The sequence below is a fragment of the Sphingomonas sp. GCM10030256 genome, from assembly GCF_042666415.1.
GTDB lineage: Bacteria > Pseudomonadota > Alphaproteobacteria > Sphingomonadales > Sphingomonadaceae > Sphingomicrobium.
In genome coordinates this window covers 163,754-189,633 of the sequence record NZ_JBHTDI010000003.1, presented here as the reverse complement: position 1 = coordinate 189,633, position 25,880 = coordinate 163,754, and the positions used below count along the sequence as shown (strand labels likewise).

23 protein-coding genes and 1 tRNA gene are annotated in these 25,880 nt (G+C 65.3%); 16 read left to right on the top strand and 8 right to left on the bottom strand.

Features of this window, described 5'->3' with window-relative positions; genetic code table 11:
* Positions 1 to 6: 6 nt before the first annotated feature.
* Genes ACFQPG_RS12025 through ACFQPG_RS12000 form a run of 6 tightly spaced genes read left to right on the top strand, consistent with a single transcriptional unit; the run spans position 7 to position 8,050 of the window.
* Positions 7 to 3,795 carry a nitrate reductase subunit alpha gene (locus tag ACFQPG_RS12025; RefSeq protein WP_380813645.1) on the top strand — a complete coding sequence of 1,263 codons (3,789 nt, stop codon included), beginning with the start codon at positions 7 to 9 and terminating at the stop codon, positions 3,793 to 3,795.
* Positions 3,792 to 5,324: a nitrate reductase subunit beta gene (narH, locus tag ACFQPG_RS12020; protein ID WP_380813642.1), complete on the top strand. Its 1,533-nt coding sequence runs from the start codon at positions 3,792 to 3,794 to the stop codon at positions 5,322 to 5,324. The genes ACFQPG_RS12025 and narH overlap by 4 nt, the downstream gene beginning before the upstream one ends.
* Positions 5,321 to 6,019, top strand: a complete 699-nt coding sequence (gene narJ, locus ACFQPG_RS12015) for a nitrate reductase molybdenum cofactor assembly chaperone (RefSeq protein WP_380813639.1) — start codon at positions 5,321 to 5,323, stop codon at positions 6,017 to 6,019. The genes narH and narJ overlap by 4 nt, the downstream gene beginning before the upstream one ends.
* Entirely contained in the window at positions 6,016 to 6,810 is a 795-nt protein-coding gene (narI, locus tag ACFQPG_RS12010) for a respiratory nitrate reductase subunit gamma (RefSeq protein ID WP_380813636.1), read from the top strand. The genes narJ and narI overlap by 4 nt, the downstream gene beginning before the upstream one ends.
* A complete protein-coding gene (locus tag ACFQPG_RS12005) occupies positions 6,807 to 7,718 on the top strand; it encodes a peptidylprolyl isomerase (protein WP_380813633.1) in 912 nt (303 codons plus the stop codon). Before narI ends, ACFQPG_RS12005 begins: the two co-directional genes overlap by 4 nt.
* Positions 7,718 to 8,050: a hypothetical protein gene (locus tag ACFQPG_RS12000; RefSeq protein ID WP_380813630.1), complete on the top strand. Its 333-nt coding sequence runs from the start codon at positions 7,718 to 7,720 to the stop codon at positions 8,048 to 8,050. Before ACFQPG_RS12005 ends, ACFQPG_RS12000 begins: the two co-directional genes overlap by 1 nt.
* Before the next feature lie 897 nt (positions 8,051 to 8,947).
* On the opposite strand, the gene ACFQPG_RS11995 is transcribed toward ACFQPG_RS12000, so the two are convergent.
* Positions 8,948 to 9,343: a group III truncated hemoglobin gene (locus ACFQPG_RS11995; RefSeq protein WP_380813627.1), complete on the bottom strand. Its 396-nt coding sequence runs from the start codon at positions 9,341 to 9,343 to the stop codon at positions 8,948 to 8,950.
* Positions 9,344 to 9,593: 250 nt separating this feature from the next.
* Here ACFQPG_RS11995 and ACFQPG_RS11990 point away from each other — a divergent pair, with 250 nt between their 5' ends.
* The gene (locus ACFQPG_RS11990; RefSeq protein ID WP_380813625.1) at positions 9,594 to 9,755 is read left to right on the top strand and encodes a DUF1244 domain-containing protein; all 162 of its coding nucleotides are present in this window, start codon (positions 9,594 to 9,596) and stop codon (positions 9,753 to 9,755) included.
* A gap of 55 nt (positions 9,756 to 9,810) precedes the next feature.
* Positions 9,811 to 10,653, top strand: coding sequence for a hypothetical protein (locus tag ACFQPG_RS11985; protein WP_380813622.1), 843 nt, complete (start codon positions 9,811 to 9,813; stop codon positions 10,651 to 10,653).
* Between the two features lie 149 nt (positions 10,654 to 10,802).
* Here ACFQPG_RS11985 and ACFQPG_RS11980 read toward each other — a convergent pair whose 3' ends face one another.
* On the bottom strand, positions 10,803 to 11,540 hold the full coding sequence (locus tag ACFQPG_RS11980; RefSeq protein ID WP_380813784.1) for a sterol desaturase family protein: 738 nt from the start codon (positions 11,538 to 11,540) through the stop codon (positions 10,803 to 10,805).
* A gap of 122 nt (positions 11,541 to 11,662) precedes the next feature.
* Here ACFQPG_RS11980 and crtY point away from each other — a divergent pair, with 122 nt between their 5' ends.
* From crtY to ACFQPG_RS11965, 3 genes are read left to right on the top strand one after another with little or no spacing between them, the layout of a single operon-like run.
* Positions 11,663 to 12,805, top strand: coding sequence for a lycopene beta-cyclase CrtY (gene crtY, locus ACFQPG_RS11975; RefSeq protein ID WP_380813619.1), 1,143 nt, complete (start codon positions 11,663 to 11,665; stop codon positions 12,803 to 12,805).
* Positions 12,802 to 14,268, top strand: coding sequence for a phytoene desaturase (locus ACFQPG_RS11970; protein ID WP_380813616.1), 1,467 nt, complete (start codon positions 12,802 to 12,804; stop codon positions 14,266 to 14,268). The genes crtY and ACFQPG_RS11970 overlap by 4 nt, the downstream gene beginning before the upstream one ends.
* Complete coding sequence (locus ACFQPG_RS11965) at positions 14,265 to 15,212, top strand: phytoene/squalene synthase family protein (protein WP_380813613.1); 948 nt, start codon at positions 14,265 to 14,267, stop codon at positions 15,210 to 15,212. Before ACFQPG_RS11970 ends, ACFQPG_RS11965 begins: the two co-directional genes overlap by 4 nt.
* On the opposite strand, the gene ACFQPG_RS11960 is transcribed toward ACFQPG_RS11965, so the two are convergent.
* Genes ACFQPG_RS11960 through ACFQPG_RS11950 form a run of 3 tightly spaced genes read right to left on the bottom strand, consistent with a single transcriptional unit; the run spans position 15,154 to position 16,506 of the window.
* Entirely contained in the window at positions 15,154 to 15,693 is a 540-nt protein-coding gene (locus ACFQPG_RS11960; RefSeq protein ID WP_380813610.1) for a sterol desaturase family protein, read from the bottom strand. The genes ACFQPG_RS11965 and ACFQPG_RS11960 overlap by 59 nt on opposite strands.
* A 31-nt stretch (positions 15,694 to 15,724) precedes the next feature.
* The gene (locus tag ACFQPG_RS11955; protein ID WP_380813607.1) at positions 15,725 to 16,003 is read right to left on the bottom strand and encodes a hypothetical protein; all 279 of its coding nucleotides are present in this window, start codon (positions 16,001 to 16,003) and stop codon (positions 15,725 to 15,727) included.
* Between the two features lie 44 nt (positions 16,004 to 16,047).
* Entirely contained in the window at positions 16,048 to 16,506 is a 459-nt protein-coding gene (locus ACFQPG_RS11950) for a DNA-deoxyinosine glycosylase (RefSeq protein WP_380813604.1), read from the bottom strand.
* 186 nt (positions 16,507 to 16,692) lie between these two features.
* Between ACFQPG_RS11950 and ACFQPG_RS11945 the strand changes: the two genes are divergently transcribed.
* Positions 16,693 to 17,859: a glycosyltransferase family 4 protein gene (locus ACFQPG_RS11945; protein ID WP_380813602.1), complete on the top strand. Its 1,167-nt coding sequence runs from the start codon at positions 16,693 to 16,695 to the stop codon at positions 17,857 to 17,859.
* Here the strand turns inward: ACFQPG_RS11945 and ACFQPG_RS11940 are convergent.
* Complete coding sequence (locus tag ACFQPG_RS11940) at positions 17,856 to 18,485, bottom strand: PadR family transcriptional regulator (protein ID WP_380813599.1); 630 nt, start codon at positions 18,483 to 18,485, stop codon at positions 17,856 to 17,858. The genes ACFQPG_RS11945 and ACFQPG_RS11940 overlap by 4 nt on opposite strands.
* Positions 18,486 to 18,576: 91 nt before the next feature.
* Between ACFQPG_RS11940 and ACFQPG_RS11935 the strand changes: the two genes are divergently transcribed.
* From ACFQPG_RS11935 to ACFQPG_RS11920, 4 genes are all read left to right on the top strand, one after another.
* Entirely contained in the window at positions 18,577 to 19,899 is a 1,323-nt protein-coding gene (locus tag ACFQPG_RS11935) for a replication-associated recombination protein A (protein WP_380813596.1), read from the top strand.
* A 30-nt stretch (positions 19,900 to 19,929) separates the two neighbouring features.
* Positions 19,930 to 21,246 (top strand): mechanosensitive ion channel, encoded by a 1,317-nt coding sequence (locus tag ACFQPG_RS11930; RefSeq protein ID WP_380813593.1) that lies wholly within the window; start codon positions 19,930 to 19,932, stop codon positions 21,244 to 21,246.
* Positions 21,243 to 22,091, top strand: a complete 849-nt coding sequence (locus tag ACFQPG_RS11925) for a hypothetical protein (protein WP_380813589.1) — start codon at positions 21,243 to 21,245, stop codon at positions 22,089 to 22,091. The genes ACFQPG_RS11930 and ACFQPG_RS11925 overlap by 4 nt, the downstream gene beginning before the upstream one ends.
* Before the next feature lie 17 nt (positions 22,092 to 22,108).
* A tRNA-Thr gene (locus tag ACFQPG_RS11920) sits at positions 22,109 to 22,183 on the top strand.
* Between the two features lie 191 nt (positions 22,184 to 22,374).
* On the opposite strand, the gene ACFQPG_RS11915 is transcribed toward ACFQPG_RS11920, so the two are convergent.
* Positions 22,375 to 23,577 carry a threonine synthase gene (locus tag ACFQPG_RS11915; protein WP_380813586.1) on the bottom strand — a complete coding sequence of 401 codons (1,203 nt, stop codon included), beginning with the start codon at positions 23,575 to 23,577 and terminating at the stop codon, positions 22,375 to 22,377.
* A 23-nt stretch (positions 23,578 to 23,600) separates the two neighbouring features.
* A complete protein-coding gene (locus ACFQPG_RS11910) occupies positions 23,601 to 25,760 on the bottom strand; it encodes a TonB-dependent receptor (RefSeq protein WP_380813583.1) in 2,160 nt (719 codons plus the stop codon).
* Positions 25,761 to 25,880 lie beyond the last annotated feature (120 nt).

The window sequence follows — 25,880 nt, the reverse complement described above, 5'->3', positions numbered from 1 at the left end:
AAGAACATGAGTCAATTCCTCGACCGGCTAACCTACTTCCGCAGGGAGCAGGAGAAGTTCTCCGACGGTCACGGCATCACCACGGACGAGCCGCGCGAGTGGGAAGATGCCTATCGGAAGCGCTGGGCTGCGGACAAGATCGTGCGCTCCACCCACGGCGTGAATTGCACTGGTTCCTGCTCATGGAAGATCTACGTCAAGGGCGGGATTGTCACCTGGGAAACGCAGCAGACCGACTATCCCCGCACCCGGCCCGACCTGCCGAACCACGAGCCGCGTGGCTGTCCCCGCGGGGCTAGCTACAGCTGGTATCTCTATTCCGGAACGCGCATCAAATATCCGCTGGTCCGTGCGCGGCTAGTCAATCACTGGCGCGAAGCGCGCAAGACCATGACTCCGGTCGCTGCCTGGAAGTCCATCGTCCAGGACACCGACAAGCGCCTGGACTGGGTCTCCCGGCGCGGGCGGGGCGGCTTCGTCCGGGTCGGCTGGGACGAGGTGACGGAGATCATCGCGGCCGCCAACGCCTACACGATCAAGGAATATGGTCCCGACCGGATCGCCGGCTTCTCGCCAATCCCGGCCATGTCGATGATCAGCTATGCCGCGGGCAGCCGCTACCTGTCCCTCATCGGCGCCAACCTCCTATCCTTCTACGACTGGTATTGCGACCTGCCGCCGTCATCCCCACAGACCTGGGGCGAGCAGACGGACGTCCCGGAAAGCGCCGATTGGTACAATGCGGGCTTTCTGCTCGTGTGGGGCTCCAACATCCCAATGACGCGCGCGCCCGATGCGCACTTCTACTCGGAGGTGCGCTATCGCGGGGCCAAGAGTGTCGTCATCGCGCCGGACTTCAACGAAGCGGCGAAGTTCTCGGACATGTGGCTGCATCCCAAGCAGGGCACCGACGCGGCATTGGCGCTGGCGCTTGGCCATGTCGTCCTGAGGGAGTTCCATGTCGATCGGCAGGCGGAATACTTCTCCGACTACACCCGCAAATATTCGGATTTCCCACTGCTGGTGAAGCTGGTCGAGCGTAATGGCCGGCTGGTGCCGGATCGGATGATCCGCGCTGCCGACATGCCGGGCCAGATGGGCGAGGCGAACAATCCTGACTGGAAAGCGGTCGCCTTTGACGAACTCAGCGGCGAGCTGGTGGTGCCTACCGGCTCGGTCGGCCACCGCTGGGGCGACGCAGGCAAGTGGAACCTGGAGGAAAAGGACGGTCAAGGCCGCGACGTTCGCCTGCGCAACTCGCTGGCCGGGGTCGAGGACGGTATCGAGCCGGTGGCCTTCCCCTACTTTGGGGCGGTGGCTCCGCACGACTTCGTGGCTACCGCGCATGACGAAGTGCTGCTGCGCAACCTGCCAGTAAAGAAGCTCGACTTCGCCGATGGAACCAGCGGCTATGTCGCCACCGTGTTCGACCTGTTCTGCGCCAATTATGGCGTGGATCGCGGCTTCGGCGGCGAGAACGTCGCGAGCAGTTATGATGACGACGTACCCTTTACCCCCGCGTGGGCGGAGAAGATCACTGGTGTTCCGCGCGCGTCCATCATCCAGGTCGCGCGCGAATTCGCCGACACGGCCGAAAAGACCAAGGGCCGCTCAATGGTGATCCTCGGGGCCGGGCTCAACCACTGGTACCACATGGACATGAGCTACCGGGGGATCATCGCGCTGCTCGTGATGTGCGGCTGCATCGGCCAGTCCGGAGGCGGCTGGTCGCATTATGTCGGCCAGGAAAAACTCCGTCCCGCAACCGGCTGGCTCCCGCTCGCGTTCGCGTCCGACTGGGTGCGCCCCCCCCGGCAGATGAACGGCACCAGCTTCTTCTACGCGCACACCGATCAGTGGCGCTATGAGTCGCTGAAGATGAGCGACATACTTTCGCCGCTAGCACCCGAGGGAGATTGGTCGGGAAGCCTCATCGACTACAACGCCAAGGCAGAGCGGATGGGCTGGCTGCCCTCCGCGCCGCAGCTGGAGCTTAACCCGCTGGAGCTCGGCCGTCATCTTCATCAAACAGGGGCCGACCCCGCGACGGTGATCGCCGACGGGTGGAAGGCCGGCGACATCCGGCCGTCGTGCCTTGATCCGGACAATCCGGTGAACTGGCCGCGCAACATGTTCTTCTGGCGCTCCAACGTGCTCGGCGCGTCGGGCAAGGGCCACGAATATTTCCTCAAGCACCTCGTCGGCTCCATGCACGGGGTTGTCGGAACCGACGAAGACCCCGGCCTCGACCGCCCGCAGGACATCGTCTGGCACGAGGATGCGCCGGTCGGGAAGCTCGACCTGATGGTCAACATCGACTTCCGTATGTCGACCACCAGCATCTTTTCCGACATCGTCCTGCCGACGGCCACCTGGTACGAGAAGCACGACCTCAACACGTCCGACATGCACCCGTTCATCCACCCGCTGTCAGCGGCCGTGGACCCGGCATGGGAGACCAAAAGCGACTGGAACATCTTCCGGGCGATCGCCAAGAAGTTTTCCGATGTGGCTCCCGAGGTGCTCGGCGTCGAGCATGACGTGGTGCTCAGCCCAATCCTTCACGACACGCCGGCGGAACTTGCGCAGCCTTACGAACCCAAAGACTGGCTGAAGGGCGAGTGTGAGCCGATCCCGGGCAAGACCATGCCCAACGTGGTTCTGGTCGAGCGCAACTATCCCGAAACTTTTGCCCGCTTCACTTCGATGGGGCCACTGCTGGAGAAGCTCGGCAACGGGGCCAAGGGGCTCAACTGGGACACGAACCACGAGATCGAGCTGCTCGGGGACCTCAACGGGCGGGTGCTCGACGGCACCACTGCGGGACGGCCTAAGATCGATACCGACATCGACGCGTGCGAAACGATCCTGATGCTGGCCCCGGAGACCAACGGCGAGGTCGCGGTCAAGGCTTGGGAGTCTTTGTCCAAGGCGACCGGCCGCGATCACGGGCACCTGGCCGAAGGCAAGGAAGAAGAGAAGATCCGCTTCCGCGACGTTGCTGCCCAGCCGCGCAAGATCATCTCGTCGCCCATTTGGTCCGGGCTGGAAAGCGAGCACGTTTGCTACAACGCGGGCTACACCAATGTGCATGAACTGATCCCGTGGCGCACGCTCACCGGGCGGCAGCAGCTCTATCAGGATCATCATTGGATGCGCGCCTTTGGTGAGGGCTTCGTCACTTGGCGGCCCCCGATCGACACCAAGACGGTGATGCAGGTGATCGGCAAGTTGCCCAACGGCAACCAAGAAATCCTGCTCAACATCCTGACGCCGCACCAGAAGTGGGGAATCCATTCGACCTATACCGAAAACCTGATCATGCTCAGCCTCAATCGCGGCGGGCCGACGGTGTGGATCAGCGAGGACGATGCCAAGGCGGCCGGGATCGAGGACAACGACTGGATCGAGGTTTTCAACGTCAACGGCGCACTGACAGCCCGCGCGATCGTGTCGCAGCGGATCATGCCAGGCTCCGCGCTGATGTACCACGCGCAGGAGAAGCTGACCAACACAGTGGGGTCGGAGATCACCGGCCAGCGCGGGGGCATCCACAACAGCGTCACCCGTATCAACATGAAGCCGACGCACATGATCGGCGGCTACGCCCAGCTCGCCTACGGCTTCAATTACTATGGCACGGTTGGAGCCAACCGCGACGAGTTCGTGATTGTTCGAAAGATGAGCGAGATCAATTGGTTCGACAAGGCCGCGGACGATAGCGCGAGCGTGTCTGGAGGCACTGCGGACTGGGGTACCGGAACGCGAACCGGCACAAAGGAGGCCGCAGAATGAAGGTCCGTGCACAGATCGCGATGGTCCTGAACCTCGACAAGTGCATCGGCTGTCATACCTGCTCGATCACCTGCAAGAACGTCTGGACCAACCGGGAGGGCGTCGAATACGCCTGGTTCAACAACGTCGAAACCAAGCCGGGCATCGGCTATCCCAAGGATTGGGAGAACCAGGAGCGGTGGAAGGGCGGCTGGGTTCGCAAGAAGAACGGCAAGATCCAGCCGCGGCAGGGTGCCAAGTGGCGCATCTTGTCGAAGATCTTCGCCAACCCCCACCTGCCCGAGATCGACGACTTCTACGAACCTTACACCTTCGAATATGAGTGGCTGCAGTCAGCGCCGGAGCTCCAGGCGCAGCCAACCGCCCGGCCTCGCAGCCTGCTCACCGGTGAGCGGCTCGACAAGATCGAATGGTCCGGCAACTGGGAGGACATGCTCGGCGGAGAATTCTCCAAGCGCTCGGCTGACTACAACTTCCAGGACGTGGTCGAGAAGGAAATTTACGGCCAGTTCGAGAAGACGTTCATGATGTACCTGCCGAGGCTGTGCGAGCACTGCCTCAATCCGACCTGCCTTGCGTCGTGTCCGTCGGGCGCGATCTACAAGCGGGCGGAAGACGGCATCGTCCTGATCGACCAGGAGAAGTGCCGCGGTTGGCGGATGTGCGTGTCGGGCTGCCCGTACAAAAAGATCTACTACAACTGGTCCACCGGCAAATCGGAAAAGTGCATCTTCTGCTATCCCCGGATCGAGACGGGCCAGCCCACGGTCTGCTCCGAAACCTGCGTCGGGCGCATCCGCTATCTCGGCGTGGTGCTGTACGATGCCGACCGGATCGAGGAAGCCGCGTCGGTCGAGGATCCTAAAGACCTCTACCCCGCCCAACTCGGCGTGTTCCTCGACCCGCACGACATCGCGGTGCAGGAAGCCGCCCGGCGCGAGGGCATTCCCGAGCAATGGCTGGAAGCCGCAACCCGCTCGCCCGTCTACAAGATGGCGGTGGAGTGGAAGATCGCCTTCCCGCTGCACCCCGAATACCGCACCCTGCCGATGGTCTGGTACGTGCCACCCTTGTCGCCGATCCAGTCGGCCGCGGAGGCGGGCAAGCTGTCCGCGAAGAACGGCATGCCGGACGTGCGCTCGCTGCGTATTCCGCTCAAGTATCTCGCCAACCTGCTCACCGCCGGCGACGAGGAGCCGATTGCGGCCGCGCTTGAGCGGATGCTGGCCATGCGGGCCTATATGCGGGCTAAGACCGTCGAAGGCCGGATTGATGAGAGTATCCCGGCCAAGGTCGGCCTGACCCGCGACCTGATGGAAGAGATGTACAAGATCATGGCGCTTGCCGCCTATGAAGACCGTTACGTCATCCCCACCGCCCGGCGCGAAATCGACGAGGACGCCTACGTGCTGCGCGGCGCATCCGGCTTCGGGTTCCGCGAAGGGACTGACGGCAAGAGCAAGGTCAACCTGTTCGGCGGGGGCGGCCGCTCGGCCACCCGCCGGCCCAAGACGGACATCCCGACATGAAGATGACCCTTCGCGCCCTTTCGGTCCTGCTCGGCTATCCGTCGGCGGAGCTGCAGGCGAACATCGGCGAGCTGGAGAACGCGTTTCGCAGCGAGCACGCCCTAGGGCGCGCGGAACGCCGCCGCCTAGAACCTCTGCTGCAGAGATTCCGCGAACAGGAACTGCTCGACCTGCAGTCGACCTACAGCGAGTTGTTCGACCGATCCCGATCCCTGTCACTGCACCTGTTCGAGCATGTCCACGGCGACAGCCGCGAGCGTGGGCAGGCCATGATCGATCTTGGCGAGCAATATATGCAGAGCGGCTTCTTCATGGATTCGTCTGAGCTTCCGGACTTTGTTCCGGTGTTCCTGGAGTTCGCCTCTTGCCTGCCCATCGAAAAGAGTCGCGAGATGCTGGCCCAGCCGGCGCATGTTTTCGCGGCCCTTGCTGAACGGCTCGACAAGCGTGGTGCGGATTACGCAGCGATCTTTCACGCATTGGTCAGCCTGGCCGGCGCGCGGCCCGATGCGGAGGCGGTGGCGGGCGTCGACCACAACACCCCAGCCCAGGATGCTCCGGACGTGGATGGCGAGTGGGAGGAAGCGCCCATCACGTTCAGCGCGGGCGCAGCATATGACATGGGCGGCCCGACGGGGGTGGTCGCCAAGATTCGCGCTTCCAATCGGCCGGTAACCAAAGGGGCAGACGCATGAACGACTTCATCAACCAGCTCGCCTTTGGCTGGTATCCCTACCTTTGTGTCACCGTGCTGGTGGTCGGAAGCATTCTCCGCTTCGATAAGGATCAGTATAGCTGGCGCTCCCAGTCCAGCCAGTTCCTCCGCCGACGCCAGATGGTTATCGGCTCCAACTTGTTCCACATGGGCATATTGGTTCTTCTGGTCGGGCACTTCGTCGGCCTGCTGACGCCAGTGACCGTGATCGATCGGCTGGGCATCGGTCATGGCTTCAAGCAGACCGCGGCGCTCGTCGTCGGCGGCATCGCGGGCGTGGGCGCCTATGTCGGGGCGACGTTGCTTCTGCATCGCCGCTTGTTCGATTCCCGCATTCGCCGCAGCTCATCCTACGGCGACATCGGCGTGCTGGTGCTGATCTGGGTGCAGATCACCCTGGGTCTGCTCACCACCTGGTGGACGCTGGAGCATCTGGACGGGAGCGAGATGCTCAAGTTCATGAACTGGGCTAACGGTGTTCTCACCCTCAATCCAGGTGCGCCCGAATCGATCAAGGACGTGGCGCTGGTCTACAAGCTGCACATCATCTTGGGCCTGACCCTGTTCCTGATCACCCCTTTCACCCGGCTGGTTCACATCTGGAGCGCGCCGATCTGGTTCCTGCTGCGTCCGGGCTATCAGATCGTCCGGTCCCGGCGGGTCAAGCGGCCAGACTATTCGCCAACCCACGGCCCGGCCGGAGTGGCGCCGAGCTATGGCGGCACCACGGTCATGCGGCAGCATTCGGAAGAAGGTCAGGCAGGAGCATGAGCCGGAAGCTCGACGTCATCAACCTGGGCGATCCCCTGCAGAGCCGGCCCCAGCCGGTGATGCCAAGCGCCTGCGAGACGAGCGGTTGCGGCGGACCGGAGCCAATGATCCCACCGCCACCGACCTTCAGCGAGGTGTTTGTCAACGGCGTGGAGATCACGCCCGAAGCGATCGCGGAGGAGATCCAGCACCATCCTGCGCCCGATGCCGAGACCGCCTGGGTCGAAGCGGCGCGAGCACTGGCGGTTCGTGAACTACTGCTGCAGGAGGCGCGCCGTCTTGGTCTGGCTGCCTCCCCGGAAGCCGACGAGGCCGGCCGTTCGGAAGCGGACGACGATGCCACGGTGCGGGCGGTCCTGGAGGATCAGGTTCAGCCCGCACTTCCCGGCGACGAGGAATGCCGCCGCTATTACGACGCCCAGCGCGACCGGTTCCGGACGCCTACCCTGTTCGACGCCGCCCACATTTTGATCGAGCCGGAAGGCAAGGATGACGATGCGTGGACGGCGGCCGAGCAGCACGCTCGCCGGATCATCGCGGAGGTCGGCGACGACCCTGCCCTGTTCGCCGCCGCGGCCCGCGCTCACTCCGGTTGCGCATCGAGCCAGCAGGACGGCTCGCTCGGCCAGATCCGGCGCGGCGAACTGGTGCCCGCGGTTCAGGCGGGGCTTGAAGCGCTTGGCGACGGCGAGACCGGAAGCGAGCCAATCCGCTCCCGCTTCGGCTGGCATGTGCTGCGCCTGCACCGCCGCATCGAGGGCCAGTTGCTCCCCTTTGAGCACATGAAACATAAAATCGCCGACATGCTGGAGGCCCGCAGCTGGTCGGTCGCGGCCGCCCGCTACGTCGCCGACCTTGCTCGTCGCGGCACGGTGGAGGGTGTGCGGATCGAGGGGGCCGCCGGCTGATGCCGATGCTCGGCGATCTCCTCGCCGCCGCGCGGCAGCGGACGGGCAGCTTCACGGCATGGCTGCAGGCCGCGGACCCGGGTCTCGCTGCCCAGGTTGATGTCGCCGCGGGCTCGGAAAGTATTACTTCCATCGGCTACATCCGAGCTGCCGTGGCGGACTTCAGCCGCTTCGCGCCGGAAGAGGACTGGGCCACCCTGACCTCAAGCCTGCGCGACAGCGACGATCCCGGCACCGTGTGCCTGCTTGCAATGGTCCACTGGCGCTTGACCGCCAAAGGTTGCGAAGCCCATTCCCACCGTCACCACCACGCACCAGGAACTCATCCATGAGCGACCCGAACCAGCCGATGCCAAATGGCCCGCCTCTGAACCCAGCTCTTAGGTCCGAAACGGAGACGGTTTACCCCACCGGCGAGAGTTCTCCCGCCCCGATTGATACCACCTCCGCCAGAGAGGGAGAAGGTGAAGGATGGCCCATTGCATGGTTGGTGGTGACGATCTTGTGTGTCCTAGCTGCTATCTATTTCCTGATCTGAACCCTTCGCGGTGCGCACCTGGTGTCTTACGTGCGTTGAGCTCATAGCTATCGTCTTCGCTTCATCTGAGCGCTTAACCAAGCCATCCGCTCGCAGCCAGAACTGCCGGACTGGCAAGCCCTCCGGCTTACGTGTGAGGCGATCGAGAGCGGCGCTGCAGCCGATGTCAGTCGAAGTAGATGGTCAGCAGAAGCGAGCTATCCTCGAGTCCGCGTAACGCGTGGGGCTCCCTACGATCCAGATAGATCCAGATAGATCCAGTCGTCGGGTCGAAGGCTGACCGACTCGCCTGCATCCACCACGACCGCTCCCTAGAGGCATTGAAGGCTGATGTAACTGTCCACCGCATGAAGGGATGCTGGCCCCCGCTTTCAACACGATCCTCACGAGTTCGAAGCGGTCCGTCTTCACGACGGCGCTCGTCCTTGCACCGGCAAGCGCCGTCCCAAGCGGTCCCATATGGACTTTTTCACCTGCTCGAGCATGTTCAAGCGCCATCAGGAGGTCGCCTCCGTGTCACTCGTGGCAGCCGGATGTGCGCTCCGGGCGGCCAGAAGAACATGAAGAGCCTCTTGTGCCACCTGCTCGCCACAGGCCGGCTTTCCTCGTGATTCCATTTCCTGGCGTCTAGCGGGCCCGGTTCGGCGACCAGGCCACATTCGGGGCAGAACATGTCACCATCTCCTCCTTATCAGCTCAAACTTTCCTCCGCCCTTAGGCCGAGGCCACCCCCCCGGTGGATGATAATCCCATTCAGAAGGCTCGTGGCGATTATCCGCGCTTTCGCCTCAACATGCTCGCGGGCATCCTCGCCGCCGAGTTCGCGCAGTGTCTGGCGGAACAGGTTGAGCCAATGCACGAAGTGGCTGCGGTCCAGTCCCGCGATGGTGACGTGCTTGGCCATGGGGCTGCCGAAGAACTCGCCACTGCTGAACAGCACGGAGCGCCAGAAACGCTTCATCTGCTCCAGATGAACCGGCCAGTCCGAAATGCGATCCGCGAAGATCGGACCGAGCAGGGCATCGCCCCGGATCCGCTCGTAGAAGCGCTCCACCAGTTCGGAGACGAACAATCCGTCGATGCCCATGGCCTCTGCTTCCGCCCTTATGGCTTGGCGGGCGGCTAGGGCGTGAGGTGATCCGGCTTGCACTTGGTTCCTGTCGCTCTGGTCAAGTCGGCATGTGTAGCTTCCGCAAACGACTCTCAATAAGGGGAAGGACCTAGTCGGACGAAGGGGACGATGAACCAGCCAAGATCTCGGACGCGGTCCCGGCCGCGGCCTTCTGGCGACTGTTCCGTACCTTCAGGATCGCACGGACGCGCAGAACGTCGATCTTATGGGTCTAGCCGGTTTTTGCCGGAACTACCTTTCCAACCGAATCGAGGAAGCGTCTGTCGGGTCGGGCGAGGAGTTGCGGACAGACGCCGCAAGGGAGGCAATCTACGGCCGACCCTACTCTCGTCGGTGGCAAAGAAGGTCGCGACCTGATTTACAATGAGTCCGATCGGAGTCCCCGTGCGATTACCAACCTGCAATCATCGGGGCTGACCGTCGTGCCTTCGCCAGTGGACGAGTGCGGTCTGGATGTCCCCTGGTGCCTTTCGCGCGCGGTGGAGCGATCCTCATTCTACCTGACACCCACCGTTCAGTTTCCGACCGGTGCGAAGCTGCGCGGCGAGCGCCGGGACATGCTGCTCGACTGGGCCGCGGAGCATGGCGGGCCTATCATCGAAAATGATCATGACGCGCATTTCCGCTTCGACGGGCAAACGCCACGAAGGCCGCTCAAGGCCGATGGACGCTCTGCTTCCGTGGTCTATATCAGCAGCTTCAACCGGACCTTGTTCCCTTCGCTGCGCCTGGCGTTTTTGGTGGCCAGCCCCCCGCTTCGCGAACGCCTGCTCCGGCGCTACGAAGACACCGTAAGCGCGGGCTGCCTGCCCAACCAGATCGTCCCGCGCGAGTTCATCGATGAAGGCGGCTACAGCGCGCACCTCCGGCGGTTGCAATCACTCCTACGCGAACGCCGGGACGCCCTGCTGGCCATCCTCCGGCCGTACCTCGGCACGGTGCTCAACCCGCCGGTGAACCGCGGCAGCCTGCACCTGGTGTTGAACCCGGTGCACGAGAACGCAGACCATCTCGTGCGCCGATTGCGAGCGGTCGGGATCGCCTCCGTTTCCCTGCGGGACTTGGCAATCCGGGCTCGGGTTCCGAATGCCCTGCTGCTCGGCTTCGCGGGCTTTCCCGAGGCTGCAATCGAGGCGGCGGCTCCGGCACTTCGCGCAACGCTTGATCCGATCGTCAGCAGAACGGTCGGCAACCGACAAGTCGCCAGCCTCGCCACGTCGGGCCTACTGGCAGGAGCGGCAGCCCGACCCTCCTTCGAGGGCTGAAGACCGAGAGCAAGGCAAGGCCGCCGACAAGCTCCTGACTTCCTGCCCGTCTATCTCGATGGGCCTCACCTGACCCAGCGCCGGGCGCAGCTCAAAGCCGGAGTCGCGCTGTCGAGAATCGCCCCTCGGCGATGCTCTGACCGCGCAAGTCAGGCGGCCAGCTCGGCTTGCTCCGGGCCCTGGTGTTTGGCCCTCACCCGCGGAACCGCGAAGTCACCCAGACCGCGGTCGGTGCCGCACAGCCGGTCCCAGATACGGAAATAAAGGCCGTAATTGCAGCGGTACTTCTGGTGGTGCAGCTCGTGGTGGCTGGCGGTGATCAGCCAGCGGCCGGCGCTCCCATGCACCATCCGGCGCGGGAACAGCTCCCAGCCCATGTGGTTTGTGACCCCCATCACCGTCATGATCGCAAGCACCAGCCCGAGTGCCGCGACGTGGATCGGGATCAGGAACACCAGCGCCGGGATGACCACCGCGCCGGTCAGTGCTTCCCACGGATGGAAACTCATCGCGGCCCAGGCAGTGGGCGGCCGGCTGGCATGATGCACGGCATGAACCCGCCGGAACAAGGGTGGCCAATGCATCGCCCGGTGGGTCCAGTAAAACCACGTGTCGTGCGCCAGCAGGACCAGCAGCACCGACAGCGGCAGCCACCATAGTGGGTAGTCCGCAACCTCCGTGTAGATGCGGGTCCAGCCGCGCTCCTGCCACAGCCACGCCACCACGCCCGCTGGCACGCCGTAAATCGCTGCCGCGGCCAGACTCCAGCCGATCTCGCGGCGGACCTGCGCGCCTTGGCCGGCAAGCCGCCCCGGGAAACGCCGCGCGGTCCAGGCCGCAAACAGGCCGCTGGTCACCAGATAGCGCGCCGCGACGATCAGCGTCATCGCAGCCGCGGCAAGGAGAAGTCCGGTCACGTCATCGACCTAGCCCGCTTCGCCGGCCGGGTCACGAGGCAAACCGCCGTTTCCGCTTCCGCTGCCCGGGCGAACATGCAAGGAGCCCTGTCATGCCGAGCCCGCGCTTCGACCTGCTGATCCTTGGCGGCGGGCTGGCGGGCGGACTGTGCGCGTTGGCGCTGCGACAGCGCCGGCCGGACCTTCGCGTCGGCCTGGTCGAGCCGGGCGAGCGGATCGGCGGCAATCACCTGTGGTCCTTCTTCGAGAGCGACATTGCAGCCTCCGATCGCCCGCTGATCGAACCGCTGGTGAGCCATCGCTGGCCCGCCTATGGCGTCACCTTTCCCGACTACCAGCGCCGCATCGCGGAGCCCTACCGCACGATCGAAAGCGAAAGCCTCGACCGGGTCGTACGCACTACCCTGCCGCTCGAGTGCATCGTCCGGGCAAGCGCGGTTTCCGCTACCGCGACGAGCGCCACGCTGGACAGCGGCGAAGCGCTCACCGCCTTGGCCGTTCTCGACTGCCGCGGAGGGAAGGCGGAGGGGCTGACCTGCGGTTGGCAGAAGTTCGCCGGCCAATTGCTCGAGGTGCGCCGCGGCCACGGGTTGCGCGAGCCGATCGTGATGGACGCAACGGTCGACCAGGCGGACGGTTATCGCTTCATCTATGCCCTACCGTTCGACGCCGACCACGTGTTTGTCGAAGACACCTACTACAGCGACACGCCGGACCTCGACCCCGCCAGCCTGCAAGAGCGCATCGCCGCTTATTCCTCTGCGCAAGGGTGGACCGTGGGGCTCGTCAGCCGCGAGGAGTTCGGGCAACTGCCGGTCGTCACCGGCGGAGACTTCGAGCGGTTCTGGCCGGTCGGTGACCCAGTGGCGCGCGCCGGCGTGCGCGGGGGGTTCTTCCATCCGCTGACCAGCTATTCCCTGCCTGAGGCGGTGCGCTTCGCAAGCTGGCTGGCGAACGAGGCGCCCCTCGACGATCTTGCCGCCGAGACCCGCCGCCGCGCGCAGCGGCATTGGCGAAACAGCACGTTCGATCGGCTGCTCGCGCGAATGCTGTTCCGGGCCGCGGATCCGCCGGAGCGTTATCGCGTATTGCAGCGTTTCTATCGGCTCCCTGCGCCGCTGATCGCGCGGTTCTACTCGGGCCGGAGCACAATGGCGGACCGGGTCCGCATCCTTGCCGGCAGGCCGCCCGTATCAGTTACACGCGCTTTTCGGGTGATGTTGGAGAGGGTGTGAAGACTGCAATCGTGATCGGCGCAGGGTTTGGCGGGCTTGCGCTCGCCATCCGCCTGCAATCGGCCGGCATCCAGACCACGATCGTCGAGGCCCGCGACAAGCCGGGCGGACGGGCCTACGTATGGGAGCGGGACGGCCATGTGTTCGACGGCGGTCCGACGGTCATCACCGATCCCGACTGCCTGCAGCGCCTGTGGGGCCTGTCGGGCCAGGACATGGCTCGGGACGTCCAACTGGTCCCGGTGACGCCCTTCTACCGCCTCGATTGGCCCGACGGCACGGTGTTCGATTACACCAATAACGACGAGCAACTCCGGGCCTCGATCGAGCGGCTGAACCCCCGGGATTGGGAGGGATACCAACATTTCCTGCGCTATTCGGCAGGCGTGTTTCGCGAAGGCTATCTGAAGCTTGGCACCAAGGCCTTCCAGTCGCCGGTCGACATGCTCAAGGCCGCGCCGGCGCTTGCGAAATATCAGGCGTGGCGCTCGGTCTATTCCATCGTCTCGGGATACGTCGAAGACGAACATCTGCGCCAGGCGCTGAGCTTTCACACTCTGCTTGTCGGCGGCAATCCGATGACCTGCTCGTCCATCTATGCCCTGATTCACAAGCTGGAGCGCGACGGCGGCGTGTGGTTCGCCAAGGGCGGGACCAACCGGCTGATCGCGGGAATGGTGCGGCTGTTCGAGCGGCTGGGCGGCGCGCTCCGGCTGGACGATCCGGTGGTCAAGATCGAGGTGGAGAACGACCGCGCGCGCGCCGTCCGCTGCCGCTCTGGATGGCGGGGCGAGGCGGACGCGGTCGCAAGCAATGGCGACGTGGTCCACAGCTACGGCCTCATCGAAGGCTCTCCGCGAGGCCCGGCCCAGGTGCGCGCCCTCCAGCGCAAGCGCTACTCCCCCGGCTTGTTCGTGCTGCACTTCGGGCTGGAGGGCACCTTCTCTGACATTCAGCACCACAGCATCCTGTTCGGACCCCGTTATCGCGGACTGCTCGGCGACATCTACAATCACGGCAAGCTGGCCACCGACCCCGCCTTGTACGTCCATCACCCGACCGCGACCGATCCGGCGATGGCGCCGGCCGGCTGCTCGACCTTTTACGCGCTCGCCCCGGTGCCGCACATGGGCAAGGCCAAGGTCGACTGGGACCGCGAGGGCGAGCGTTATGCGGAAGTCATCCTGGACACGATCGCCGAGCGGATGATCCCCGACGTTCGCCAGCGCATCCGCACCCGTTTTCACTATACCCCCACTGACTTCGGGCGCGACTTGGGCGCGCACCTGGGTTCCGCCTTCAGCCTGGAGCCGGTGCTGTGGCAAAGCGCCTGGTTCCGCACGCACAACCGTGACGACAAGATCCGCAACCTGTATTTCGTGGGGGCTGGGACCCACCCGGGAGCGGGCATCCCCGGCGTGGTCGGAAGCGCGGAGGCGACTGCGGGACTGATGCTTGCATGACGAGCGACGCCGAACGCGCGAGGCTGGTCGAAGCTGCGCTCGCCAGCATTTCCGTCGGGTCCAAAAGCTTCCGCTTCGCCAGCCAGCTGTTCGACCAGCCCACGCGCGAACGAAGCTGGCTGCTCTACGCCTGGTGCCGCGCGTGCGACGACGTCACCGACGGGCAGACGCTGGGCCATGACGCCGCTGCACCTGTCGATCCGGGGGCGAGGATTGCCTTCCTGCATGAGAAGACCGCCCGCGCCCTGGCCGGGGAGCCGACCGGGCTCGTCGCTTTCGACGCCCTGCGGCTGGTGGCGGAAGAGTGCCGCATTCCATCCGCGCTGACGCGCGATCATCTTGCCGGCTTCGGGCGCGACGCCACCGGCTGGCAGCCGGCCGACGAAGAAGAATTGCTGTCCTACTGCTACCAGGTGGCCGGGGCAGTCGGAGTCATGATGGCGCACGTCATGGGCGTGGCGGGCGACGATACCGACACGCTCGACCGGGCCGCGGACCTGGGCATCGCCTTTCAGCTGGCGAATATCGCCCGCGACATCGTCGACGATGCGGCAGTCGGACGTTTGTACCTGCCCTGGGACTGGCTCGAAGCCGAAGGGCTCCAGCGCAACTCACTCGCTCATCCACGAAACCGCCCCGCCCTCGCCCGGATCGCGCGGCGGCTTTCGGAGCTGGCGGATCGTTACCGCCATTCGGCGAAGACTGGGGCCGCCCGGCTCCCCTTCCGAAGTCGTTGGGCGGTCCTTTCCGCCAGCGGTATCTATGGCGAGATCGCCACCCGGGTCACGGCGCTCGGCCCCCGCGCCTGGGATCAGCGTGTGTCCACCTCCAAGGCGGAGAAAGCGGCGCTGGTGATGGAGGCGTTCTGGGAAGCGCTGATGCCGGTCAGGCCGATGTCCCGTGCCGGCCTGTGGACGCGGCCCCGCTCCCCTTCGGCGCCCTGACGCCGGCCCGGCCGCGTTCACCGAGCACTGCCTTCAGTCGATCCACAGGCGGCGCGTAGAGGAAGCCGAAGCTGACGGTGCCTTCGCGGGTCTCCACCGCATGGTGGATCCGGTGCGCCTGGACGATGCGTTTGAAATAAGGCGAGCGAGGCACGATCCGATGGGCCACGCGGCTATGTACGATCACGTCGTGGAAGCCGAAGTAGATCGCCCCGTAAGCGGCGATCCCCGCGCCGACCCACACTGCCCAGTCGCCCCACGAACCAAGTGTTCCGAGGTAGATCAGCAGGATCGACGGAACGGCGAAGATCACCGCATACAGGTCATTGAACTCGAAGCGTCCGGTGCGTTCGCGATGATGGCTCTCGTGCAGCACCCAGCCGAGCCGCCCGTGCATTACCCAACGATGCATGACGTAGGCGAAGCCTTCCATCAGCGCGACGGTCACCAGGAACAGGAAGATGCCGGAAATCACGGGCATGAGCCTGATATAGGCTCACGCTGGGCTCGAGTCAGTGCTTTTCGCTCAGAAACCGCATCAATTCGGCCAGCGTCGATTCCATCTGGTCCTGCATCTGGCTGACCAGTTCGTTTTCGCGCATGCCTTCGTGGTCGAGCGGCTTGGAGTAGCTGTCGGAAAAGGCCTTGAGGTCTTCCGCGCTGAATACGCCGCGGGCGACCAGCTTGGCCACGATGACCAACAGACCGTTGGTATTGGCGATGGTGCCTGCGACGAGGGCCTCATCGACCATGGAGAGGCTGGCGTCCTTGGGTGCGTCTTCGTCTGCCATGCGCCTGCCTTCCGCAGCGCGGGCATAGCTGTCAATTGCTCCGGTCACAGATAATCGCGAAGCACCGCCCAGCGCTCTGCTTTTGCGGCAAAAGGAAGCGTCAACGCCGGACTGGAGGACGGCAGATCGATGAGCGCGACCTCCGCTCCGGGCAGCTGCCGGCGGCCGATCCGCGCCGCCGTCCCGCCGTTGAACGCCACCGCCCGGAGCTCCGGCAAGGCGGCAAGCAGGTCGGGCAGCGGGTTGGCGGCGATCTCGCGCATGGCGCCGTCGAGGCTCCCCCGACGGCGGGCGGAGCCGACCGTGTCCCACAAGCCCACCCCGCGGCGTCCGAGAACCGCCAGCCGCTCCTCATAGCAAAGCGTGGTGAGTGGCTCGCCCAGAACGCCCTCCATCAGACGCCAGAACTGGTTGCGGGAGTGCGCATAGTAGCGCTCGGCCGCGAGCGAGGCTTCGCCCGGCAGGCTGCCGAGCACCAGCAGGCGCGAAGTCGGCGCAACCACTGGCGGAAGGCAGCTCCTGGATTGCGGCTCGGCGATCGGCATCCTAGGCTTCGTGCCATTGCTCGGCTGATCGGAATAGTCCTGGTAGTCGGCCTGGCAGTGCTGCTCCGGGGGAGCAGCAACGACCCGGGCAAACGCCGACCCTGACGTTGGACCTCCCGCCGGGCCGTCGCTAAAGCCGCCCGCATGGATGCCAGTGACCTGCGGATCGCCCTCGTCTCGGGCAACTACAATTATGTGCGTGACGGGGCGAACCAGGCCCTGAACCGCCTTGTCGCCTATCTGCTCCGCCAGGGAGCGGAGGTGCGCATCTACTCGCCCACCGTCGAACAGCCCGCGTTCGAGCCGACCGGCGAGCTGGTCTCACTGCCCTCGATCGCCGCCCCGGGGCGGAAGGAATATCGGGTTCCACTCGGCCTTCCGGCGAAGGTCCGGCGGGACATGGACGCATTCGCGCCCAACATCCTCCACATCGCCAGTCCTGACATCTCCTCACATCGCGCGGTCACCTGGGCGCGCCGCAGGCAGATCCCGGCGATCGCCTCGGTCCACACCCGGTTCGAGACCTACCTCACCTACTATCATCTGGAATTGCTGGAACCCGCCGTGCGAGCGCTCCTCCGGCGTCTCTACCGGCGCTGTGACGGGCTGCTTGTGCCCGCCGAGTCCACCGCGGCCGTGCTCCGGGCGCAGCGGATGAACCGCAATATCGCGATCTGGGCGCGCGGCGTCGATCGCGAGCAGTTCAATCCGGAACGGCGTGACATGGACTTCCGCCGCAGCTTGGGAGTTGCCGACGACGAACTGCTGGTGGCCTTTCTTGGTCGCATCGTCATGGAAAAGGGTCTCGATGTGTTCGCCGACACGATCGACGAGCTTGCCCGCCGCAAGGTCCGCCATCGCGTGATCGTCATCGGCGAAGGACCGGCACGCCCGTGGTTCGAAGAGCGGCTTCCGTCCGGCATCTTCGTCGGTCACCAGGAAGGCCCAGAGCTTGCCCGGGCCCTCGCCTCCGCCGACGTCTTCCTCAATCCGTCGGTCACGGAGACTTTCGGCAACGTCACGCTGGAAGCGATGGCCTGCAGCCTGCCGGTCGTTGCCGCCGAGGCGACTGGCGCGACCAATCTGGTGCGCGACGGACATACCGGCGTGCTCGCCGAGCCAGGAGACTTCCAGGCCTTTGCCGATGCCCTCCAATCCTACGCCAGCGATCCCGATCTGCGCCGCAGACATGGCGAGGCGGGCCTTGAGTTCGCGATCACGCAGAGCTGGGATCACATCAATTCGGCGGTGGTGCGGACCTATTTCCGCGCGATCGAGCGCCGCGCCCGGCTGGCCCGCATCAAGGGCTAGGCCGAGCGGAGCCGCTCGATCCGCTTGGCCGCATCGTCGAGAATATCCGTCACCTCGTTCAGCAGGTCCTCGTTCCACCCCTCGTGCGCCACCCGGTTGCGTAGCGCGGTCATGAGGTTGCCAATCGCCCGGCCGATCTCCGGTCGGCTGGACCGCCGCCGCGACGAGCCATGCTCTTCGAGCCGCTCGAACAGGGCCTCTACTTCGTCGGCATTCTCCTCGAGGTGCTTGCGGCCCTCGTCGGTCACCGCGAACTTCTTGCGCGATCCTTCCGCCGCCTGCTCCTCGATCAGTGCCATGTCGCCCAGCATGGTCAGGGTCGGATAAATCACCCCCGGGCTGGGCGCGTAGTCGCCGTGGGTCATCTCCTCGATTGCCCGGATGAGGTCGTAGCCATGCCGCGGCTCATCGGCGATCAACTTCAGCAGGACCAGACGCAGCTCGCCCGAGCCGAACATCCGGCGACGACCGCGTCCGTTCGGCCCCCCGCCCCAGCCGCCAGGTCCATCTCCGAAATCGAAATGGAAGTGCCCGGGTCGGAACGCCCCGAAGCCGCGCCGCCCCATGAAGAACATCCCCGGCCCCCCGGAGTGCGAACCGCAACGCCCATGCCAGCCCATCGTCATGCTCCTTCTCAGAACGCTTCAGATATATCTTAGACATACCGCGAGTGCAAGGCGGCTGGCGGGCAGTGATTGCCCTGCTTATGCTGCGGTCATGGCCGACCTGTTTGAAGCCGACCTGCCAGAGGCTGTGCCGCCGGCGAACTCCGCGCCGCTTGCCGACCGCCTACGTCCAGCCGCGCTGGACGAGGTCGTGGGCCAGGACCATCTCACCGGTCCAGACGGAGCGATCGGGCGAATGGTTGCGGCGGGAAAGCTGTCGTCGCTGATCCTGTGGGGCCCGCCCGGAACCGGCAAGACAAGCATCGCCCGCCTGCTAGCTGATGCGGTGGGGCTTCGTTTTGTGGCCTTGTCCGCCGTCTTCTCCGGAGTCGCCGATCTGAAGAGGATCTTCGCGGAAGCGAAGACCGCTGCCCGCGCGGGCCAGCGCACCCTGCTGTTCGTGGACGAGATCCACCGCTTCAATCGCAGCCAACAGGATGGCTTTCTTCCGTTCGTCGAGGACGGCACCGTCACACTCGTCGGTGCAACCACCGAGAACCCGAGTTTCGAACTCAACGCCGCCTTGCTGTCCCGCTGCCAGGTGCTGATCCTCCACCGGCTGGACCATCAGGCACTGTGCAAGCTGCTCAGCCGGGCCGAGGAATTGCTCGACCGAAAGCTTCCGCTCACGCGGGAAGCCCGCGACGCCCTGGTTGCAAGCGCCGATGGAGACGGCCGGTTCCTGCTCAATCAGGCAGAAACCCTGTTCGACGTCGCAGTCCCGGATGATCTCGACCCGGCCGCCCTCGCCGCTTTCCTTCAGCGCCGCATGGCCGTCTACGACAAGGACCGCGAGGGCCATTACAACCTCATCTCCGCCCTTCACAAAAGCATCCGAGGCTCCGACCCGCAGGCGGCGCTCTACTACCTGGCGCGGATGCTCACCGCCGGCGAGGAGCCCCTGTTCCTCCTCCGCCGGCTTACCCGCGCTGCGGTTGAGGACATCGGCCTCGCCGACCCGCAGGCCCTGGTCCAGTGCCTTGCTGCCAAGGACGCCTATGACTTCCTCGGCTCCCCGGAGGGCGAGTTGGCGCTCGTCCAGGCATGCCTCTACCTGGCGGTCGCACCCAAATCGAACGCCGTCTACAAGGCCCAGAAAGCCGCCTGGCGCTCGGCCAAGGAGACCGGATCGCTCCTGCCGCCGGCTCACATCCTCAACGCACCGACCCGGCTGATGAAGGACATTGGTTACGGCCGCGGCTACGCCTATGACCATGATCAGGAGAGCGGCTTTTCCGGGCAGGACTATTGGCCCGATGAACTAACCCCGCAGACCTTCTACGAGCCCGTGGAACGCGGCTTCGAGGCCAAGGTGCGCGAGAGGCTTCGCTTCTGGCAGGAAATGCGCGAAACTAGGAGCGCGAACGGCAGTTGATCCCGCGCGAGTGAACAGGAGGGGACCTTTATGTACCAGGCACCACCGGCCGAATATTGGCAGGACCAGATGACCTTGTGGGGGCCTCGGGTTCTCATCGCAGTTGCCATCCTGCTGGTCACATGGGTCGTCGCCCGTGCCGTCAAATGGGCGCTGGCCAAGGCCGTCTCGCGTACCCCCGCCCTGCAGAAGCATACGCCCGGCAACCAGCATGAAACGGTCGGCCAGCAGATCGGCACCATCGCCAAGCTGATCATCTGGCTGGTGGGCATCATGGCCGCCCTGCAATATCTCGGCGTCGGCCAGATCCTTCAGCCGATCAACACGCTGACCAACGACATCTTCCATTTCCTGCCGCGCCTGCTCGGTGCCGGGCTGATCTTCTTTGTCGGCCTGATCGTGGCGCGGATCGCCCGACGGCTGGTCGAAAGCCTGCTCAGCGCCGCCAACGTCGATGGGTGGATGGCCAAGGCCGGACTTGGCGATCACCCCAGCACCGTTCGGACCGACGCCGCGGCCGTTCCGCCGGGCGCAGCGCCCGCTCCGACCCGCGCCACCCTGGCACGGGCCGCCGGCATCCTGGTCTTCGCCCTGATCATCATCCCCGTCGCGATCGCCGCTCTGCAGGTGCTCGGCATCGAGGCGATCTCGGGGCCGGCGATCAACATGCTGAACCAGATCAGCGCTGCCATCCCGCGCATCCTGACCGCGGCCCTGTGGCTCGGAATTGCGTTCGTCGCCGCCAAATTCCTGAAGACGATCATCGAGGGCATCCTGCCACCGACCGGCTTCGACGATGCCATCCGCTCCACGGGGATCGTCCCGGCGACCACTGCCCCCAGCCGCATTGTCGCCAACGTCGGCTTTATCGCAATCATGCTCGCGGCCGCGATCGAAGCGGCCAAGCAGCTGGGCGGCGATACCGTGGCCATCTTCCTTGTCCAGGTCACCGAGCTTGGCAGCAAGGTGATCTTCGGCACCCTGATCATCGTCGCCGGCATCTTCCTGGCGCGCATCATTGCCAATCTCGTCGGCAGTTCGACGGGTGAGGGCGGCTATGCCCAGACCATCATCCGCTACGCGATCATCGCGCTTTTCACGGCCATCGGCCTTACCTTCATGGGCCTGGCAAACGAGATCGTGATCCTGGCATTCGGCCTGATCCTGGGGTCTGCCGCAGTTGCGACAGCGCTTGCATTCGGCCTCGGCGGGCGTGAGGCCGCTGGGCGGATCCTCAGCCACTATGCAGATCGGCTCGGCTCCGGTCCCCGGGTTCCCCCGGCGCCCCCGCGGCTCGAAGGTATCAGCCCGCCCAAGCCGGATGACCGCCAGCCTCCCCTGGTGTGAGCCGGTTCACCTCCTTCGTCGCGATCGACTGGTCGGGGGCGAAGGGATGCAGGCACAAGGGGATCGCCATCGCCGAGGCACGGGGCACATCCGCCCCGCGCCTTGTGCGACCGGGTCACGTCTGGTCCCGGGAGGAGGTCGCCGACTGGCTGCTCGCCAGAGCCGCGCGCGAGCCGACGCTGTTCGGCTTCGACTTCAGCTTCGCCCCGCCACACGCCGAGCGCGGCGCCTACCTGCCCGGCGAGCCGGACGTCCCCGACACCGCCCGAGAGTTCTGGGCCTACGTGGATCGCATGGCGCCTGACGAGGACCTAGGCGCGGCCAGCTTCCTCGAGCGGGTCCACCGCCGTCACTTTTATTTTGGCATCGCCGACGGGGTGAAAGCCGACTTCGTCCGCTTCCGGCAGTGCGACGCTCGGCTGAACGCGCAGGGCGGCCGCAAGACCGCCAGCGCGTACGACGCAATTGGGGCCGCGCAGGTCGCCAAGGCGAGCTTTTCAGGCATGCGCCTGCTCCACCGGATCGATGGCCAGGTCGCGATCTGGCCGATGGACCCGCTGACGGGAGAGGGAAGCGCGGTGGTCGAAATCTACACCCGCATCTACCTGCGCAATGGGGGAATGAGCGGTACCAAGCTCCGCACCCGCGCCGACCTCAACCGCGCCTTGCAAGGCCTCGGCAGCCCCCCGGCGCGGCTTCGGTTCGAACCGAGCGACCATCAGACCGATGCGCTGGTCACCGCCGCCGGAATGCGCGCCCATTGCGTGCATCCGAGCGCCTTCGCGCCGCAAGGGCTCACTCCCACCCTGGCGCAAACCGAGGGCTGGACCTTCGGCATCGTCTGACGCATGAGGCGCCTCGAGCCGGCTTAGCACAGTGGTAGTGCAGCGGTTTTGTAAACCGAAGGTCGGGGGTTCAAATCCCTCAGCCGGCACCATCAATCAGATGAAGCCCCTCGCGGCTCGGCGCCATCGCCGTCTGCCTCATAGTCACAAAGTTATAGCCCCCCGTCCTGCTTGGTCTTCAGGCAGCGTGGGGCTATAGTGCGTCTGTACTTCCGATTGAGAGATCGAGAGGAAGTATGGGGACCCGCCAACTCAGGTTGGCGGGTCTTACCATATGTGGGCCCTAGAGCTCAGCGGCGTTGGCGGTTGCCAGCGCGATCCGCTTGGAGCGGTCCGGCAGCGGATATTTGTTGCCCGCCGCGCAGTTGAACAGCACGACCCGCTCGTTGCGTCCGACCAGCCCGCGCTCCAGCGCCGCCCGCCAGCCGGCCAGCACGGCACCTCCTTCGGGGCACAGCAGCATGCCGTCGTGGCGCGCCGCGTCCTCGACCGCCGCCGCGATCGCTTCCTCCTCCACCGCAACTGCAGCACCGCCGCTTTCCCGCACCGCGCGCAGGATCAGGAAGTCGCCCACCGCCTTGGGCACCCGGATCCCCGTGGCCATCGTCGCCGCGCCTTCCCACCGCTCCGCGAACTCGTCGCCATTCTCCCACGCCCGGACCATCGGCGCGCAACCGGTGGCCTGGACCGCGATCATCCGCGGCCGCTCCGGCCCGATCAGCCCCGCTTTCTCAAGCTCGTCGAACGCCTTCCACATGCCGATGAGGCCGGTCCCGCCGCCCGTCGGGTAGAAGATGGCATCCGGCAACGTCCAGCCGAGCTGTTCGGCTAGCTCCAGCCCCATGACCTTCTTGCCTTCGGCACGATAGGGCTCCTTGAGCGTCGAGCAGTCGAACCACTTGCCAGCCACGGCCCCTTCCCCGATCAGCCGGCCGCATTCGTCGATCTGCCCGTCCGCGACATAGACGTCTGCCCCGTAAGCCGCAGTCTCCGTGACGTTGAGCAGCGGGGTTTCGGCTGGACAGATCACCGTGGTCCTCATCCCGGCCGCCGCGGCATACGCCGCCAGCGCCGCCCCAGCATTGCCATTGGTGGGCAGCGCGATCCGCTCGATTCCGAAATGCTTCGCCATGCTGACCGCCATCGCCAGCCCGCGCGCCTTGAACGATCCGGTCGGAAGCCGCCCTTCGTCCTTGACCAGCGGTGCTGCAGAACCTTCACGCGCCGCCAGTCCCGTCAGCGGTATAAGCGGCGTCTCGATCTCGCCCAGGCTGACCGGCTCGGATCCGGGTGGCAGTGGAAGCAGCTCGCGCCACTTCCACATGCCAGCCGGACGTCCGGCGATCGTCTCCCGGGATAGTGCCGCACGAACAGCATCCAGGTCATAGCGCACCAGCAGCGGCCGCCCGGCGCGCGAGAGATTGTGGACCTGACCGGCGTCGTAGCGCTCGCCGGTCAGCGAACATTCGAGGTGGGTGACAAACATCACCCACCCCTAGCCCGCATTGGTCAGAAGCTGAAGCGCGCCGACAGCCGGATGTCGCGTCCGCCGAGCGGCACGAAATCCTTGGTGAAGCTCGCATGCCGCCGCGCGTCCACGTCGAAGATGTTGTTGGCGGCCAGAACCACGCTGGTCTCGTTACCGCGGCCCCAGGGACGCCACGCCAGGGACGCATTGACCAGGGTGTGCCCGTCGGTGGGCGTCTCGAATGCCGCGACCCGGTCCTGATCGTCGACCCACTCCGCCTCGACCCGGCCGTCCAGCTTGCCGGACTGCGCTTCCAGCCCGGCGAGCAGCCGCAGCGGCGGAATGCGGGGAACCGGTCCGCCTCCCTTGATCCCCGCGCGGACGTAATCGGCCACCACGTCGGCGACGATCCGATAGCCAGCCATCTCGAACAGCCGCGCCGATGCTTCCAGCTCGACACCCTTATAGGTCGCGTCTTGCTGGAAGTAGCGGAACACCGGCAATTCATCCTCTTCCTCGCCGGTCGCGGTTTCGAAGATGAAATCGTTGAAGCGGTTGACGAAGCCGGTCAGACCAAGGCTGAACGCGCCCCGGTCGACCCGCACATAAGCTTCTCCACCCAGGCTTCGTTCGACCTTCAGAAAAGGATCTCCGATTTCAAACGCCTGCGTCGCGATGTGCGGACCGTTGGAGAACAGTTCCTCGGCGGATGGTGCGCGCGTGGTGCGCGAGATGTTGACCCCGATCTTGGTGCGTGGCGCCACCTCGACGTTGCCACCGAGCGCCGCTGAAAAGGTGTTGAACCGCCGCTCGACGCCGATCTCGTTGGAGCGGACGTGGGTGCGCTCGTACCGCGCCGCCGCTTCCAATCCCAACCGCCCAACCGCGAATTCCTGCAAGGTGAAGAGGCCCAGTTGGTTGGTCTTGTTCGGCGGCAGGAAGGCTTCGGCGCCGACCGCTTCGAAGTCTCGGCGGAAATATTGCGCGCCGCTTACCCCCCGCCAGCCGTCGCGGTCGCGCTGGGTCAACTCCAGCCGTCCCTCGACCCCGTCAGACCGGAACACGGTACCGACCTCATCGCCTTCAAATTCGGTATGCTTGTAATCGGAGGCCCCGACGCGCAGGCCGACCTTCTCGATGAAGCCACCATCAAGCGCATAGGAGCCCCGCAGGTCAAAACGCTTCTGTCGCAGGCCGATCCGAACCGCCTCCGCGCCGTGCCCTTCCTCGGCCTCCTCTTCGCCTTCTTCGCCATGGTGATGCCCCGCACCGGGCCGCATCGGCACACCATAATCGCTGTCGAACAGGCTGACCGATGCGCCGATGTTCACCGGCCCGCGGATGAACGCCAGCCCCGCTCCAAGCGTCTTCTGCTCGGTAGCGCTGTTCGGCACCTTGCCGCGCAGGTCGGCCAGCGCGAGTGCCTCCTCGGCTTCCTCCGCATGACCCTCCGCAAGCTCTTCCGCCGCGATGTCGCGTTGCTCCGCCCGAAGCGCCGGTGACAGGACGTAACCGCCCACGTCTAGGTCACCCGTCTTGCGGAAGCTGCCATCGAGATGGGCAACAAGCCCGCTGCGGCCGATCGCCACGTCGCCAGCAGCGCCGATCGAACGCTCGTCGTTCGCCGAACCCAGCGCCCCGATCATGTCGATGTGGATGCCTTTCTCAGGCACTGCGCGGGGAATCCTCCGGTCCAGCACGTTGACCGCGCCACCAATCGCTTGTCCTCCGAACAACAGCACGGCGGGCCCGCGAAGCACCTCAATCCGCTCGGCGGTCAGCGGATCAATCGTGACGGCATGGTCGGCAGAGGTGTTGGACACGTCGATCGAACCGATGCCGTCGGTCAAGACCCGGATGCGCTCGCCCTGGAACCCGCGCAGCACCGGCCGGGACGCGCCTGGGGTGAAGGAGGTTGCGGACACGCCCGGCTGGCGCGCCAGCGTTTCCCCAAGCTGCGGACGCAGGTCGCGCTGCAGCTCGGTTCCTGAGAGGACCGACTTACCGGCGAGCAGATCGAGCTCGCGGACGAACGGCGCGGTAACGACGATGTCGGCGCCCTCGCTGTGATGATCATGGCCCTGTGCCCCATGAGGAACCTGGCCGGCAGTTCCGGTCGGCTGCTGCACCGACGAGTCTTGGGCGACGGCCGGGCTAGCCGCCAGCATGGTGGTCGCGAACAGAGCAATAGGAAAACGCACGGGAAGACCTCCTGATTTCGCCGTGCGCTTAGCCGATACATTACATCATCACAACTTCATGCTGTCGGTTCGGCGTGGTGATCCGCCGCTTCGTCGAAAGTGCGCGCGGCCGTCAAAATT